Below are 15,265 nucleotides of genomic sequence, written 5' to 3' on the forward strand. Positions count from 1 at the left end.
TGCTCAGCCACGGATCGTCCACCGATCCATGTTCCATCCGGTGCCGTCGCGGCCCATCCCGGCCACCACGTTGCCCACCCGATCCTTCCATTGCCGCACCCGCGGTGCCGCGAAGAGGGGCACTGACGGCATCGTCGACCAGGTCGCGTTCTCGATGGACCGCGCCAGACGCAGCCGGTCGGGCGCCGAGACCGTCGTCGCGAGCTGATCGACCCCTCGACTCACCATCGGTTCCCGGATTCCGGACAGGTTCAACGGGTCCCCGCCGCGCAGGGCGTAGGCGTCGCGGCTCGGGTCGGCGGCGCCGGCCGCCGCGAACGACGCGCCACCGGCGACGATCAGGACGTCGGCGTCGCGGCCGAGCGCGTCGGGTCCGATGTCCGGTGACGACACGTCTTCGACCGCGAGGCCCGCGCCGCGACACGACGCCGCGATCGCCGCGGTCATCTGCTGCCACCGTGGTGTCGGCGCGACGTAGCCGATGCGCACCGTCCGGGTCGCGACGGCCGAGGTTGTCGTGTCACCGGTGGCCGAATCCTCGCCCTGGCCGGTCGCCGCCCGCACGAGTCCCCGCGCCCGTTCGATGTCGGGTCGCTGGTAGGCCTGACCGAATTCGGTGTTCATCTGGCCGGCGAGGTTGTCGGCGGGAGAGAGCACCCGCAGATTCCAGACCTGCGCACCTCCGCCGAAGTCGCGCGCCAGGTCGGCGCGCGGCACACACGAGGCGAACGCCCGTCGCGTGCGGACGTCGCCGAACACGCCGCGGCCGGCCAGGACGAGTTCTTCGACGCCGAGCGCGCGCGCCGGCGAGGCCGGCCCGGCTGCACCCGCGGATCCGGCGACATCACCGTCGACGAGGCCCGCCGTCACGTCGACGACGTCGAACCGTCCGTCGGGGAGCCGGCGGGTGGCGTCGGTACCGCGTCCCCAGACGACGATGCGCGAGGTCTCGGGCTTGTCACCCCACCATTTGTCGTTGGACACCAGGACGAGCCCGCCCGATCGCGAATACCGGTCGATGCGGTAGGGACCCGACGCCGGGTAGTGCGCGTGATCGACGGGGCCGAAACCCAGATCGAATCCGGTGTTCCACGCATCGGCGATGCGTCCGACGGCGGCCCGGTCCATTGCCCGGATCGGGTCGATGACGTCGGACAGTCCGGCCACGCGGGCCACGACGTGCGCCGGCATCAGTGTGCCGGCGCCGAAGAGGGAGAGCCAGTTGCGGTACTCACGCCCGGGCGCGAAGGTCACCGTCGCGCTCTTGTCGCCTGCCGCGCAGTCCACCGACTCGATGTCCCGGTATCCCGCGGTGGTCGCCGGGGTGAAGCCGGGCATCCGTCCACTCATCGCCGCCCAGGCCAGCAGGAGATCGTCGCAATCGAGGGCCACCCCGTCGGAGAAGGTCGCCTCGGGACGGAATTCGTAGCGCAGGGTCGGCGACCGGCCGGGGACCTGGGTGACCGTGCCGACGTCCCGATCGGGGATCACCTGACCGGCCGGGCCCAGCAGACTGAACCCGGGCAGCAACCGGGTGGTCGCCATCAGCACGCCGTCGGCGTTGCCGCCCACCGTGTTCGCGTTGTAGGTCGAGATCCGGGCGTCGACGACGTAGTCGATGGTCGGGGGCCCGTCGTCGCCGCATGCCGTCAGCAGCCCGGCGACCGAGACGACCCCGACAAGGAGGCTCAGGACCCTGACGAACTCCCGGCGCCGAACGATCACGTCGGAGAGACTAGCGGTTCCGGCGGCGTTTGCCGGTCGGGACCGCGCGGTCCGCCTCGTCGGTCTCGACGGTCTCGCCTCGTCGCTGGGTCCGGACGGGACGCGCGTCGCCGACCGGCGCACCGGCCTCGACCGCGGCGCGACGCTTGAGCACCTTGTCGGTGTGGCGGGCGATCTCGGGGCGACGTTCCTTCAGGGTCGCCAGGAGCGGCGCCGCGAGGAAGACCGACGAGAAGGTACCGACCAGGACACCGACGAGCTGGATCAGACCGAGGTCCTTGAGTGTGCCGACACCGAGCAGCCAGACCGCGATGACCATCAGCGCGATGATCGGCAACACCGAGATGACGGTGGTGTTGATCGATCGCATCAGCGTCTGGTTGACGCCGAGGTTGGCCTGTTCGGCGTACGTGCGGCGGGTTGTCTGCAGGACCGAGCGGGTGTTCTCCGAGACCTTGTCGAACACGACCACCGTGTCGTAGATCGAGAAGCCGAGGATGGTGAGCAGACCGATGACCGTTGCCGGCGTGACCTCCCAGCCGACCAGCGAATAGATCCCGGCGGTGACGATCAGGTCGAAGAACAGCGACCCCATCGCCGCGATCGACATCTCCCGGTCGAACCGCACCGCGATGTACACGAAGACGATGACCAGGAAGACCACCAGCGCGATCAGCATTCGCTCGGTGATCTCACTGCCCCACGTGGAGCTCACATCCGAGATGCTCACCTCGGCGGGCGCGAGTTCCGGTCCGAACTCGTCGGCCAACGCACGCGTCACCGACTCCGCCTGGGCGAGATCGAGTGTCTCGGTGCGCACCTGGACCGTCTGGCTGCCGCCGGCACCCGCGGTCTGCACCGACTCGGGAGCCTCGCCCAGCGTGTCGGCGACGACCTTCTCCACCGACTCCGCGGTGATCTCCGAGGAGGCCACCGGTACCGACATCTGGGTGCCGCCCTCGAAGTCGATGCCCAGGGTGAACCCACGGATTCCGATCGAGGCCAGGCAGATCAGCAGGATCGCGGCGGTCACGCCGTACCACATGCGCCGACGCCCGACGATCTGGAACGCACCGGTACCGGTGTAGAGCCGGGACAGGAACGAGCGGTTGCGATCGGCGACGAAGTCGGCGTCCGCGCCGGACTGGGCCTTGTCGGCGTCGAGAACGGCCGAGTCGCCGGCTGCCTTGTTGTCCGGCCCGGTCATCGCACCGTCCCCTTCTCCCGAGTGGCATCAGTGGTGTCGTCGGCGTCCGCGGTGCCCGCGGGCGTGCCGTCGGGGGCAGCACTCGCCTGTCGGTGTGCCGCGACGCGACGCTGGCGGGCGACCTCGCTGATCGCTCCGAGGCCGTTGACGCTCGGTTTCGACAGGAACGTCGAGCGGCTCGCGTAGACGACCAGCGGGTGGGTGACCAGGAACACGACCATGACATCGAGGATCGTGGTGAGACCCAGCGTGAACGCGAAGCCGCGGACCTCGCCGATCGCCAGGACGTAGATGACGGCGGCGGCGATGAAGCTCACCGCGTTGCCGGACCAGATGGTGCGGCGCGCGCTCGCCCAGCCGCGGGGCACCGCGGACCGGAAGCTGCGCCCCTCGCGCATCTCGTCCTTTATTCGCTCGAAGTAGACGACGAAGGAGTCGGCGGTCATACCGATACCGATGATCAGACCCGCGATACCGGCCAGGTCGAGTGTGAATCCGATCCAGCGGCCGAGCAGGACGATGATGCCGTAGACCATGGCGCCGGCCAGGACCAGCGACAGCACCGTGAGGATGCCGAGCATTCGGTAGTAGGCCAGGGCGTAGATGAAGACCGCGATCAGGCCGACCAGTCCGGCGATGAGGCCCGCCTGCAGCGAGGCGAGACCCAGTGTCGCCGAGATCGTCTCGGCGTCCGACGCGGTGAACGAGAGCGGCAGCGAGCCGTACTTCAGCACGTTCGCGAGCTCGTTCGACGACGATTCGGTGAACGGGCTGGCGCTACCGCCGCTGATCCGCGTCTGACCACCCGGGATGGGCTCGTTGATCGCCGGTGCCGAGACGACGCGCGAGTCGAGCGTGAACGCGGTCTGGGTCCGGTTGGGTGCCTGTTCGGCGGTGTACCGAGGCCAGAAGTTGGCGGCCTCACCCTCGAATTCCAGGGTCACCACCCATTCGCCGGTCTGCGGATCGGTACCGGCGTTGGCGTTCTTGATGTCGCGACCGTCGATGATCTCCGGGCCCAGGAGGTAGACCTCCGAGCCGTCGGTCGAACAGGCCACGAGGTACTGGTCAGGGCGATCGTTGCCCAGCAGCGGATCGTTCGCCGTCGGCGAGCAGTCCATCTTCGCCATCTGCTGCTGCAGTGCCTCGAGCTGCTGCGGGGTCGCGTTCGCCGGCGCCTGGCGCAGTCTGCGCTGCTCGTCGATCGCGGCGGCCGCGGCCTCGGTGGGCAGGGCGTCGGCCTGGTCGTCGGCACTCTCGGGCTTCGGGGGTTGCGGGGTCGCCATGGCCGGCTGCCCGACCACCGGCCGGACGTACAGGCGCGCCGTCTGGCCCAGCGACTTGGCCTGCGCACCGTCTTGGCCGGGAACCGTGATGATCAGGTTGTCGCCGCTGACGACGACCTCGGAACCGGAGACACCGAGGCCGTTCACACGCTGCTCGATGATCTGCTTCGCCTGGTCGAGCTGCTCTCGGGTCGCCGCCTGCCCGTCTTCGGTCCGCGCGGTCAGCGTGACCCGCGTACCGCCCTGCAGATCGATGCCGAGTTTCGGTTCGATGGTCTGGGGTCCGGTGAAGAAGATCAGGCCGTACACGACCGCGAGCAGGCCGATGAAGGCCACGAGCGGGCGCCACGGCGGGATCTCTCGAGCCGGTCGCGACCGCTTCCCTGCAGTCCGGCCCTTCCCCGAAGTCCGAGAGGGAGTTGTCACAGCTGTTCAGGTCTCCTTGAGAGCGTCAACCGGCCGACGGGCATCACGACCGGCACGACCCACCACCGGCCCGCGGCCAGGTCCCGCCGGAGCCGCGTGCGACGCGGCCGTGCGGGCAGGTGGGCGCGCCGCGTCGCAGAATCGACGCGGCGCGGATTCGGCTTACTTGTCGGTGTCGCGCGCGTCGTCGGCGGCAGGCTTGTCCAGGCTGACCGAGTCGACGTCGTCGTAGTCGTCGGACGGGATCTCCGGGGCGACGTGACCCGCGTAGGTGGCGGCAGCCTCGTCGGTCGGGACCACGCGCATGACCGCGAGCCGGTTCCAGCGGGTGACCACGCCGGTCGCGATCTCGACGTCGACGACGTCGGGCGAACTCGCATCGATCACGGTGCCGAAGAGGCCGGAGGTCAGCTGGACGCGGGTTCCGGTGGACACCGAGTTCTGCATCTCCTGCATCTCGGCCACACGCTTCTTCTGCTTCCGCATCGACAGGAACATGAAGCCGGCCAGCAGGGCGAGCAGGAGCGGGAAGAGCAGAGCGTCCATGAGTGCGAGTCAGTCCTTTGGGTATCGGGATGTACGGCGTGAGCGAGCGGCCTGTCCGGAGGTGATCCGGGCAGCATCAGCTCAGCTGTGCTCCACACAGTGTGCCACGTCTTGCGCGGAGGTCATCCCCGCAGGTGGTGCCGGTGTGGTCAGAGGTCGTCGAACAACGTCTCCGCGCCGACGTCGCGCGGACGCACGCCGAAGGTGGCGTTCATCGCACCCGCCGGTGGGGTGAGACCGAGGTGATGCCAGGCGGCGGCGGTGGCGACCCGCCCGCGGGGCGTCCGGGCGATCATCCCGGCGCGCACCAGGAACGGTTCGCAGACCTCCTCGACGGTGGCCGGCTCCTCGCCGACCGCCACGGCCAGCGTCGACACGCCGACCGGTCCGCCGCCGAAGGCACGGATCAGGGCGTCGAGCACGGCTCGGTCGAGCCGGTCGAAACCGAGTTCGTCGACGTCGTAGACCGCGAGCGCCGCGCGGGCGACGTCCACGGTGATCGAGCCGTCGCCGCGCACCTCGGCGTAGTCACGGACCCGGCGTAGCAGCCTGTTCGCGATACGGGGCGTGCCCCGCGAGCGGCGAGCGATCTCGCCGGAGGCGTCGCCGCGGAGTTCCATGCCCAGGATCCCGGCCGACCGATGAAGCACCCGGACGAGCTCGTCGGGTTCGTAGAACTCCATGTGGGCGGTGAATCCGAACCGGTCGCGCAGCGGCCCGGTGAGCGAACCGGATCGGGTTGTCGCCCCGACCAGGGTGAACGGCGCGACGTCGAGCGGGATCGAGGTCGCTCCGGGCCCTTTGCCGACCACGACGTCGACGCGAAAGTCCTCCATCGCGAGGTACAGCATCTCCTCGGCCGGACGCGCGATGCGATGAATCTCGTCGATGAACAGCACATCGCCCTCGACGAGGTTGGACAGCATGGCCGCGAGGTCGCCGGCGCGCTCCAGGGCCGGACCCGAGGTCACCCGGATGGCGGCCCCCATCTCCGAGGCGATGATCATCGCGAGCGACGTCTTGCCGAGCCCTGGCGGACCCGACAGCAGGATGTGGTCGGGTGTGCCGCCACGCCCCTTGGCACCGTGCAGGACCAGTTCGAGCTGCTCGCAGACCCGCGGCTGCCCGATGAAGTCGGCGAGCGACTTCGGGCGCAGACCCGCGTCGAGATCGCCGTCGGAGCGAACCGGGGTCGCGCTCACGTCCCGGTCGTCGACGCCATCGGTGTCGTCGAACATCTAGGACGCCTTCCCCAGCAGCGACAACGAGTGCCGGAGCGCCGTCGACGCATCGGCGTCGGGGTGTTCGGCGAGGACCGCGGTGACCGCCTTCTCGGCGGGGCCCGCGGTGAATCCCAGCCCGACGAGGGCCTCGGCGACCTGCTCTCGGATGCCGCCGACGACGGTCACACCGCTCGCGGGCTCGCCGGTGGGCCGGTCGACCTTGTCCCGCAGTTCGACACAGAGCCGTTCGGCCACCCGCTTGCCGATGCCGGGCACGGACGTGAGGGCCTTGGTGTCGGACTCCGCGAGTGCTCGCCGCAGCGCATCCGGTTCGAGCACCGCGAGGGTGGCCATCGCCAGTCGTGGGCCGACACCGGTCACCGTCTGCAGCAGAGCGAAGAGGGCGCGGGCGTCCGGCTCGGTGAAGCCGTAGAGCGTCATCGAGTCCTCGCGGACGATCATCGAGGTCAGCAGCGTCGCCTCGTCGCCCCGGCGAAGCCGGGACAGCGTCGCGGGTGTGGCCAGCACGCGGTAACCCACTCCCCCGCAATCGATCACGGCATGGTCGAGAGCGATCTCCAACACCGGTCCGCGAACTGACGCGATCATGCGCGACTCCCCTCTCGTGCCTGGGCCACCCGCGCGCGGTGACGGGCCGCGGCGGCGTCGGCCTGCTTCTGCGCGGCGGCCATCCGTTCCATCATCGGTCCGCGCCAGCAGTGACAGATCGCCAGCGCGAGCGCGTCGGCCGCGTCGGCGGGACGCGGTTTGGTCTGCATGCCGAGAATCCGGGTGACCATCGCGGTCACCTGCGCCTTGTCGGCGCGCCCGCTGCCGGTCACGGCCGCCTTCACCTCCGAGGGGGTGTGGAAGCGGACCGGGACATCGCGCTGCGACGCGGCGAGCGCGATGACGCCACCGGCCTGCGCGGTCCCCATCGCGGTGGACACCTGGTTCTGGGCGAAGACGCGTTCGATGGCGACCACGTCGGGCTGGTGGACGTCGAGCCAGTGACACGCCGAGGTGTAGATGGCGAGCAACCGCTCGGCGAGGTCCATGTCACTCGGGGTGCGCACCACGTCGACGTCGAGCGCCGTCACCGACCTCCCACGCCCCGACTCGACCAGCGCGATACCGCACCGGGTCAGACCCGGATCGACACCCATGACGCGCACTCGTACCCTCCCAGGCCTCGCGGACAGTTGCGAACAACTGTTCGAGATCCTATCGGGAGGGGCGGACGACGCCGGTGATCAACACACCGGGTCGCGTCCTGAGGTCAGTCGTTCTCGAGTTCGGCGAGGACGTCGTCGCTGATGTCGACGTTGCTGTAGACGTTCTGGACGTCGTCGGAGTCCTCGAGCGCGTCGATCAGCTTGAACACCTTGCGGGCGCCGTCGGCGTCCACGGCCACCTCGACCGACGCCCGGAAGCTCGCCTCGGCGGAGTCATAGTCGATCCCGGCCTCCTGCAGAGCGCTGCGGACTGCGATCAGATCGCTTGGCTCGCTGACGATCTCGAAGGACTCACCCAGATCGGTGACCTCTTCGGCACCGGCGTCGAGCACAGCCATCAGCACGTCGTCCTCGCTCTGCCCGTTCTTCTCGAGCGTCACCACGCCCTTGCGGGTGAACAGGTAGGACACCGAGCCCGGGTCGGCCATGTTGCCGCCGTTGCGCGTCATCGCGGTCCGGACCTCGCCGGCCGCGCGGTTGCGGTTGTCGGTGAGGCACTCGATGAGCACGGCCACACCGTTGGGTCCGTAGCCCTCGTACATGATGGTCTGCCAGTCGGCGCCGCCGGCCTCTTCGCCACCGCCGCGCTTGCGCGCGCGCTCGATGTTGTCGTTGGGGACCGACGACTTCTTCGCCTTCTGGATGGCGTCGAACAGCGTGGGGTTGCCCGCCGGGTCGCCGCCGCCGGTCCGTGCCGCCACCTCGATGTTCTTGATGAGCTTGGCGAACATCTTGCCGCGCTTGGCGTCGATGGCCGCCTTCTTGTGCTTGGTGGTGGCCCATTTGGAGTGGCCGCTCATGTCCGTCGATTCCTTTCCCGGCGCCGGCACGTGCGGCGGGCCGCAGCCCGCATCCGGCGCACTCCTGCCTCTGTTCGGCCGCCCAACTTGTTGTGCGCCCTGTTGGTTGCGCCCGGCGTGCCGGGCTCATGGTCTACCTCTGGTTCGGCACGATCTTACCGACGCACCATCTCCACGAAGTATTCATGTACGCGCCGGTCGCCGGTCACCTCTGGGTGAAACGACGTCGCGAGGACGTTTCCCTGACGGACCGCGACGATCCGCCCGGCCGCCGGACCGTCGGGCACGCGCGCCAGCACCTCGACCTCGGGGGCGATCGTCTCCACCCACGGCGCGCGGATGAACACCGCGCGCATCGGCGCAGCACCCTCGACGTCGGTGATCCCGGTGAAGTCGAGATCGGTCTCGAAGCTCTCGACCTGGCGGCCGAATGCGTTGCGGCGCACCGTCACATCGAGGGCATCGAGGTGCCGCGCGTCCGGTCGGGTGTCGAGGATCGTGGATGCGAGCATGATCATGCCGGCGCACGACCCGTAGGCCGGGAGCCCGTCGGACAGCTTCTCCGCGAGCGGGTCGAACAGGTCGAAGATGCCGAGCAATTTGCTCATCGTGGTCGACTCGCCGCCCGGGATGACGATCCCGTCGATCTCGTCGAGCTCGGCCGGACGACGGACGGCGATGGCGTCGGCACCGCTGGCCTCGAGCGCGTGGACGTGCTCGCGGACGTCACCCTGCAGCGCGAGGACCCCGATACGCGGCCGGTTCGTCGCGGTCACCGATCGGTCCGGGCGGGGTCGCGCCGCCCGGTGCGGGTCAGGCCCTCCTGGGTGACCGCGGCCACGAGTCGTCCCTGTAGGTCGAAGATCCGCCCTTGGGTGAGGGAACGTCCGGCTCCCGCCGACGGCGAGGTCTGGTCGTAGAGGAGCCAGTCGTCGGCGCGGAAGGGCCGCATGAACCACATGGCGTGGTCGAGGGAGGCCACCTGCGGCTTGGAGTCCGGATGCGGCACGCGCGACGAACCGATCAGGGTCATGTCGCTCATGTAGGCGAGCGTGCCGACGTGGAACACCGTGTCATCGGGCAGCGGATGTCGGTAACGGAACCACACCCGTTGCTGGGCAGCGAAATAGGGCGACGTGACCAGCTTGTCGGCCGGGACGATGCGGAGGTCGAAGTTGCGCCACTCCTGGAAGACCGCGCGCTCGCTCTCACTCAGTTCTTCGGATCGGTCGGCGAGCTCATCCGGGCGCGGCGCCGGCGGCATCCGGTCCTGGTGCTCGTAGCCCTCGTCGGTGCGGACGTGAAACGACGCCGACATGGTGAAGATGGCCTCACCGTTCTGGACTCCGGTCACCCGCCTGGTCACGAAGGATCGTCCATCCCGGATGCGGTCGACGAGGAACACCGCCGGGCGGTCCGGATCGCCGGGGCGAAGGAAGTAGCCGTGCAACGAGTGGACGTCGAACTCCTCGGACACCGTCCGGGTCGCCGACATCAGGGCTTGGCCTGCGACCTGACCGCCGAAAGTGCGCTGCAGGCGACTCGGGAAGGCACCGCCGCGGTAGATGTCGTTGTCGATCTGCTCGACCTGGAGTATGTCCTCGATGGCTGCCACGCAGACCAGTATCGCGCACCGGACCGGTGGACACTCCCCTGCCCGCCGGCCGGACGTTCCGCGATCAGAGCTCGTCGAGCGTCATGATCCCGTCCTGGATGGCGCGGGCCACCAGCGACGCCTTGGTCGGGGCCGGACGGCCGATCTCGGCGTACTTGGCCCGGATACGGGTGAGGTGGGTGTTGACCGTGCCGAGCGAGATGTAGAGCTCCTGTGCCACAGCAGGTTTGGAGTCGACGAGCATCCAGGTGCGCAGCACCTCGACCTCGCGTGAGGTGAGGTTGGGCTTCGCCCGGTCGACGGCCGGTGCCGCGGCGACCTCGGGGATGTCGGTGGTGGCGGACACGGCGACCGCCCGGTGCAGGTGGGGGTGGCCCGGTCGATGTCCCAGACCCAGCGGCTGACCCGCACGCGACGTCTGGATCTGGTGGCCGGGCAACGGCATCCGGCGGGCCGCGAGACGCGCCAGGGCTTCCTTCCGGCGGGCGATGGCCTCCGCGTCGCGACGAGCGCTGACCGAGCGCAGGTGCTGGGGAGCCTGGTGGGCGATCGCAGTCATGTGTGCTTCCTCTTCACTCATTCGAACCGGTGGTCTTCCGGGTCTTCCCGGCGATGAAATGAAGATTATGGGCTGATGGCCCGCTGGTCGATGGGGAGAACTCCCCTACGCGTGGGGAGAACTACCCACGGTGAAACCGCAGGTCAACAGCGTGCAAAGGAGAGTCGACCTCAGCCCTCGGCGTTCCGTGCCGCCTCGGCGTCGATGAGCGGGAGGTCCTCGCGGGTGACGATGCGCGACGACACCGCGTATTCCACGAGTTTGGTCCGGCGATTGCTGGCGAGTTTGCCTCCGCCGCCGCGCATTCCGCTCACGCCGAGCTGGTCGAGTTTGTCGCAGACGTTGTCGAGCTTGCGGTTGAACTTGGTGAGCGGCCAGCCCAGCCGTCGGGCCGCCTGCGCCGACGACGGGATGGCACTCGACCCTGTCCCCTCGCGTCGGAGGATCTCCTCGGCCAGCACGATGATGAGCAGTTTCTGACTCTCGGTGAGCGTCGGCACGCCCTGGGTGGTGTGACCGCCGCTGTACTCCGGGCGGGTCACGGACTTCACCTGCGGCGCGCGGGCGAACAGGCTCAGTTCATAGGTGGTGGGGCCCGCGGTGAACACGATGGTCGTCTCGCCGAAGACGAGCGGCATCCGCGCGCCGGGACCCAACGTCGCGGAGAACCCGACATCGCCCGCCGACACGCTGGCCGACAGGTGCGTACCCAGATTGGTCAGCCACCACAGCCCGTTCTCGTTGTGGATGACCAGGAATCGACGATGGAGGTAGGGATTGTCGTCGATCGACAGATCGGCTTCCCGACCGATGAAGAATCGACGATCGGCGTCGAGGGCGATGCGTTCGCCGCAGTACTCGACGTAGGTTGCCCCGGTATCGAGCGCGGCGTCGCCGGGTTCTGCGGGGGTCGCGGCTCGATCCTGCCCCGTGGTCATCTGCTCTCCGATCAGCTCGGGTCGGGTGCCGGAGCCTGTCCGGCTGCCTCTCCCTGCGCCGAACCGTCGAGCGCGGGCATCGTCAGGGTCGGCACCGACTCGTGGACGGACACGACGATCACGGTGACATTGTCGTGCGCGCCGAGTGCCAGCGCGGCGTCGACGAGCCGCTCGGCAGCCTGTTGGGAATCCGCGGCGTTGCGCAGGATGTCGCCGATCTCCTCGTCGGGCAGTTCACCGGTCAGGCCGTCGGTGCACAGCAGCAGCACGTCACCCGGGAAAGCCGGGGTGCTCGAGTAGTCGGCCACCGGGTCGACCATGCCGGCGCCCAACGCACGGGTGATCACGTTGCGACGCGGGTCGGTGCGGGCCTGCTCGGGGGTGAGGAAGCCGGCGTCGATGAATTCCTGGACCTGGGAGTGGTCGGTGGTGAGCTGGTTGAGCGACCCGTTCTGGAAACGGTAGGTCCGGGAGTCGCCGATGTTGAGCACGAGCCAGTGGGGGCTCTGCTCGTGCGTGACGAGCACGACGCCGGTCGCGGTGGTGCCCGCGCGACGCTCGGTCTCGGTGTCGATCTCCCCGATCCGACGCTGGGCGGCGAGCAGCAGATCATCGAGCTGCAGCTGGGTGGCCTTGAGCTCCCCCGCGCTGGTGGCCTCCGACAGGGTGAGAAGCGCTGCCTCGCTGGCCAGCTCCCCGCTGTCGTGACCGCCCATGCCGTCGGCGAGCAGGTACATCCCCGGCAGCGCGAGCGCAGCGTCCTCGTTTGTCTCGCGGACTCGTCCGACGTTGCACGCGGCAGACCACTCGAGCCGCAATTCACCCACGATGTGTGTGCCCGAGACCGAAGCGTCTCGAACGATGGTCGCCGCATCCATGATCAGCAGATACTACCGCCGCGGAGCCCTTGACCCGCTACGCCTGTCGACTGTTCGGTCTCGGGCGTGTTGGGCGGAGGCTCCGCGGCGGACGGCGGTCCGTCTGACCTCCTACGATTCGGTCGAACCGGTCACCAGCCGCGCTCGGCGAGGCGGTGCGGCTGCGGGATGTCGTCGACGTTGATGCCGACCATCGCCTCGCCCAGACCGCGCGAGACCTTCGCCAGCACGTCCGGGTCGTCGTGGAAGGTGGTCGCCTGCACGATGGCCGCGGCGCGCTGTGCCGGGTTGCCCGACTTGAAGATCCCCGATCCCACGAACACGCCCTCGGCGCCGAGCTGCATCATCATCGCGGCGTCGGCCGGGGTGGCGATGCCGCCGGCGGTGAACAGCGTGACCGGCAGCTTGCCTGCCTCGGCAACCTCGGCAACGAGATCGTAGGGCGCCTGCAATTCCTTTGCCGCGACGTACAACTCGTCCTTCGGCAGCGACGTCAGCCGACGGATCTGATCGCGGATCTGACGCATGTGCGTGGTCGCGTTGGACACATCGCCGGTGCCCGCCTCGCCCTTCGAGCGGATCATCGCCGCGCCTTCGGTGATGCGACGCAGGGCCTCACCGAGATTGGTCGCACCGCACACGAACGGCACGGTGAACGCCCACTTGTCGATGTGGTTGCTGTAGTCGGCCGGGGTCAGGACCTCGGACTCGTCGACGTAGTCCACGCCCAGGCTCTGCAGGACCTGCGCCTCGACGAAGTGACCGATGCGGGCCTTGGCCATCACCGGGATCGACACCGCGGCGATGATGCCGTCGATCATGTCCGGGTCGCTCATCCGCGACACGCCACCCTGGGCGCGGATGTCGGCGGGCACCCGCTCGAGGGCCATGACCGCGACCGCGCCGGCGTCCTCGGCGATCTTCGCCTGCTCGGGGGTCACGACATCCATGATCACGCCGCCCTTGAGCATTTCTGCCATGCCACGCTTGACCCGGGCCGTGCCCTGGCCGACCTCGGGAACGGTCGCGCCGTTGTGACTCACTGAAGATCTCCTCGTGTCGCAGTCTCGACCAGCCGCGATCGCGGCGTCGGTACGCCCACCAGTCTAGGTGAGCGCCCGATCGCCCCCGACGAGGGTCAGTCCGCCTGGCCTGGGGTGACGCGCTCGATGATCTCGAAGTACTCCGGGGGCGTGGCGTGCCCGCCGAGCCGGAGCCACCGGACGGGCCGCCGCTGCGCGAGAGCCCTGGTGTCGCGGACGGCGTCGTTGTAGAAGCGACGGGCCATCATCACCCGCGTCTCGGCATCGGCGAGCTCGACGACGAGCGCCGCGGACCGACGGTTCGGGTCGGTGCGCGCCAGCGCGGCCGACACGGCGTTCTCGGCGTCTTCACGCGCCGACGGAGCCGCACGCTCGGCCCGGTCGGCCAGCAGCGCCAGTTCGCGCGCCTGAGCGGCGACGTCGTCGCCGACGGGCTTGCGGTACCCCGCGGAACCGTCGCCCGCGATCATCTCGGCGGCGACGGCACGCACGACCACCGCTCGACGGTCGAGACTCGACTCGAGCGCCTGACGGGCGAGGTCGACCCGCACGTTGAGGCGGTCGAGCCGGTTCGCGGTGTGGTAGGCCCAGCCCATCACGAGCAGCACGGCCACCACGCCGAGAACGATCCAGGTGGCCATCAGTCCGACACCACGACCGGACCGGCTCCCACGGTGACGGTGTCGTAGACCCGGAGGATCTGATCGGCGACCCGCGACCAGTCGTATTTGTCGGCGCGGATCCGGCCGGCGGCGACGAGGTCGGCGCGCGCTTCCGGATCGGTCAGCAGCTCGACGAGCCCCGCCGCTAGCTGATCGGGGGAACCCGTCTCGACCAGCCGACCCGCCCGGCCGTCGTCGAGGACCCGGCGGAAAGCGTTCAGCGAGCTGGCGATCACCGCCGCACCCGCCGCCATCGCCTCGACCAGGACGATGCCGAAGCTCTCGCCGCCGAGGTTGGGTGCGCAGTACACGTCGGCCGAAGCCAGCGCCCGCGCCTTGGTCGCGTCGTCGACCTGCCCAAGGAACACGAGATGCTCGGCGAGCGCGCCCGCCCGACGGCGCAACGCCGCCTGATTGCCGCCGCCGACGACGAGGACCCGCACATACGGGAACTTCTCCACCACCGCGGGCAGGGCGCGCATCAGCACGTCGATGCCCTTGCGTGGTTCGTCGAAGCGACCGAGGAACAGGATCGTCCCACCGGGATGCGGATATCCCTCGAGGGGCTCCGCGTCGGCGAAGGACGCGACGTTGATGCCGTTCGGGATCTCGACGGCATCCGAGCCGAGCGATTCCATCTGCCACCGGCGCGCGAGCTCGGAGACGGCGATCTTGCCCGCGATCCGTTCGTGATAGGGCCGCAGGATTCCCTGGAAAACACTCAGCCACAACGACTTCGACGTCGCCGTGTGGAACGTCGTGACGATCGGCCCGGACGCCACCATCAGCGACAGCATCGAGATGCTCGGCGAATTCGGTTCGTGCACGTGCAGGACGTCGAAGCCGTTCTCGGCGACCCAGCGTCGCAGTCGGAGATAGCCCTTGGGACTGAAGTTCACGCGGGAGACCGACCCGTTGTACGGGATCGCCAGCGCCGGCCCCGCCCGGACGACGTACTCCGGCAGGTCGGTGTCGCGGGCGGCCGGGGCGAGCACACTCACCTCGTGACCGCGGTCGAGGAAGACGTCGGCGAGTTCGGTGACGTGGGCCTGCACCCCGCCGGGCACATCGAAGGAGTAGGGGCAGATCATCCCGATACGCATGGCACTCCCCTGGTCGTCG

16 protein-coding genes are annotated in these 15,265 nt (G+C 69.2%); all 16 read right to left on the reverse strand.

The window, feature by feature from the left end; translation table 11 throughout:
- Nucleotides 1-3: 3 nt before the first annotated feature.
- Nucleotides 4-1,725 carry an ABC transporter substrate-binding protein gene (locus ABIC25_RS01120; RefSeq protein WP_239403942.1) on the reverse strand — a complete coding sequence of 574 codons (1,722 nt, stop codon included), beginning with the start codon at nt 1,723-1,725 and terminating at the stop codon, nt 4-6.
- A 10-nt stretch (nt 1,726-1,735) separates the two neighbouring features.
- Nucleotides 1,736-2,932: a protein translocase subunit SecF gene (gene secF / locus ABIC25_RS01125; RefSeq protein WP_354559583.1), complete on the reverse strand. Its 1,197-nt coding sequence runs from the start codon at nt 2,930-2,932 to the stop codon at nt 1,736-1,738.
- On the reverse strand, nt 2,929-4,554 hold the full coding sequence (secD, locus tag ABIC25_RS01130; RefSeq protein ID WP_239403943.1) for a protein translocase subunit SecD: 1,626 nt from the start codon (nt 4,552-4,554) through the stop codon (nt 2,929-2,931). Before secD ends, secF begins: the two co-directional genes overlap by 4 nt.
- 252 nt (nt 4,555-4,806) lie before the next feature.
- Nucleotides 4,807-5,190: a preprotein translocase subunit YajC gene (gene yajC / locus ABIC25_RS01135; RefSeq protein ID WP_004018788.1), complete on the reverse strand. Its 384-nt coding sequence runs from the start codon at nt 5,188-5,190 to the stop codon at nt 4,807-4,809.
- 149 nt (nt 5,191-5,339) lie between these two features.
- On the reverse strand, nt 5,340-6,428 hold the full coding sequence (gene ruvB, locus ABIC25_RS01140) for a Holliday junction branch migration DNA helicase RuvB (RefSeq protein WP_354559585.1): 1,089 nt from the start codon (nt 6,426-6,428) through the stop codon (nt 5,340-5,342).
- Nucleotides 6,429-7,022 (reverse strand): Holliday junction branch migration protein RuvA, encoded by a 594-nt coding sequence (ruvA, locus tag ABIC25_RS01145; protein WP_004018792.1) that lies wholly within the window; start codon nt 7,020-7,022, stop codon nt 6,429-6,431.
- On the reverse strand, nt 7,019-7,588 hold the full coding sequence (gene ruvC, locus ABIC25_RS01150; RefSeq protein WP_064571789.1) for a crossover junction endodeoxyribonuclease RuvC: 570 nt from the start codon (nt 7,586-7,588) through the stop codon (nt 7,019-7,021). Before ruvC ends, ruvA begins: the two co-directional genes overlap by 4 nt.
- Nucleotides 7,589-7,692: 104 nt before the next feature.
- Entirely contained in the window at nt 7,693-8,448 is a 756-nt protein-coding gene (locus ABIC25_RS01155; protein WP_004018794.1) for a YebC/PmpR family DNA-binding transcriptional regulator, read from the reverse strand.
- A gap of 155 nt (nt 8,449-8,603) precedes the next feature.
- The gene (pdxT, locus tag ABIC25_RS01160) at nt 8,604-9,224 is read right to left on the reverse strand and encodes a pyridoxal 5'-phosphate synthase glutaminase subunit PdxT (protein WP_064571788.1); all 621 of its coding nucleotides are present in this window, start codon (nt 9,222-9,224) and stop codon (nt 8,604-8,606) included.
- The gene (locus tag ABIC25_RS01165; protein ID WP_004018797.1) at nt 9,221-10,063 is read right to left on the reverse strand and encodes an acyl-CoA thioesterase; all 843 of its coding nucleotides are present in this window, start codon (nt 10,061-10,063) and stop codon (nt 9,221-9,223) included. The genes pdxT and ABIC25_RS01165 overlap by 4 nt, the downstream gene beginning before the upstream one ends.
- Before the next feature lie 64 nt (nt 10,064-10,127).
- Nucleotides 10,128-10,622 (reverse strand): helix-turn-helix transcriptional regulator, encoded by a 495-nt coding sequence (locus tag ABIC25_RS01170; RefSeq protein WP_354559587.1) that lies wholly within the window; start codon nt 10,620-10,622, stop codon nt 10,128-10,130.
- Nucleotides 10,623-10,792: 170 nt separating this feature from the next.
- Nucleotides 10,793-11,560 carry an FHA domain-containing protein gene (locus ABIC25_RS01175; RefSeq protein WP_354559588.1) on the reverse strand — a complete coding sequence of 256 codons (768 nt, stop codon included), beginning with the start codon at nt 11,558-11,560 and terminating at the stop codon, nt 10,793-10,795.
- Between the two features lie 11 nt (nt 11,561-11,571).
- A complete protein-coding gene (locus ABIC25_RS01180) occupies nt 11,572-12,438 on the reverse strand; it encodes a PP2C family protein-serine/threonine phosphatase (protein ID WP_101818783.1) in 867 nt (288 codons plus the stop codon).
- Nucleotides 12,439-12,569: 131 nt separating this feature from the next.
- A complete protein-coding gene (pdxS, locus tag ABIC25_RS01185) occupies nt 12,570-13,481 on the reverse strand; it encodes a pyridoxal 5'-phosphate synthase lyase subunit PdxS (protein WP_004018801.1) in 912 nt (303 codons plus the stop codon).
- Between the two features lie 95 nt (nt 13,482-13,576).
- The gene (locus tag ABIC25_RS01190; protein WP_248645347.1) at nt 13,577-14,122 is read right to left on the reverse strand and encodes a LemA family protein; all 546 of its coding nucleotides are present in this window, start codon (nt 14,120-14,122) and stop codon (nt 13,577-13,579) included.
- Nucleotides 14,122-15,246, reverse strand: coding sequence for a glycosyltransferase family 4 protein (locus ABIC25_RS01195; RefSeq protein ID WP_101818781.1), 1,125 nt, complete (start codon nt 15,244-15,246; stop codon nt 14,122-14,124). Before ABIC25_RS01195 ends, ABIC25_RS01190 begins: the two co-directional genes overlap by 1 nt.
- Nucleotides 15,247-15,265: the final 19 nt, after the last annotated feature.

It is taken from the genome of Gordonia sp. PvP123 (assembly GCF_040547295.1).
In the GTDB taxonomy this organism is placed as follows: Bacteria; Actinomycetota; Actinomycetes; order Mycobacteriales; family Mycobacteriaceae; genus Gordonia; species Gordonia terrae.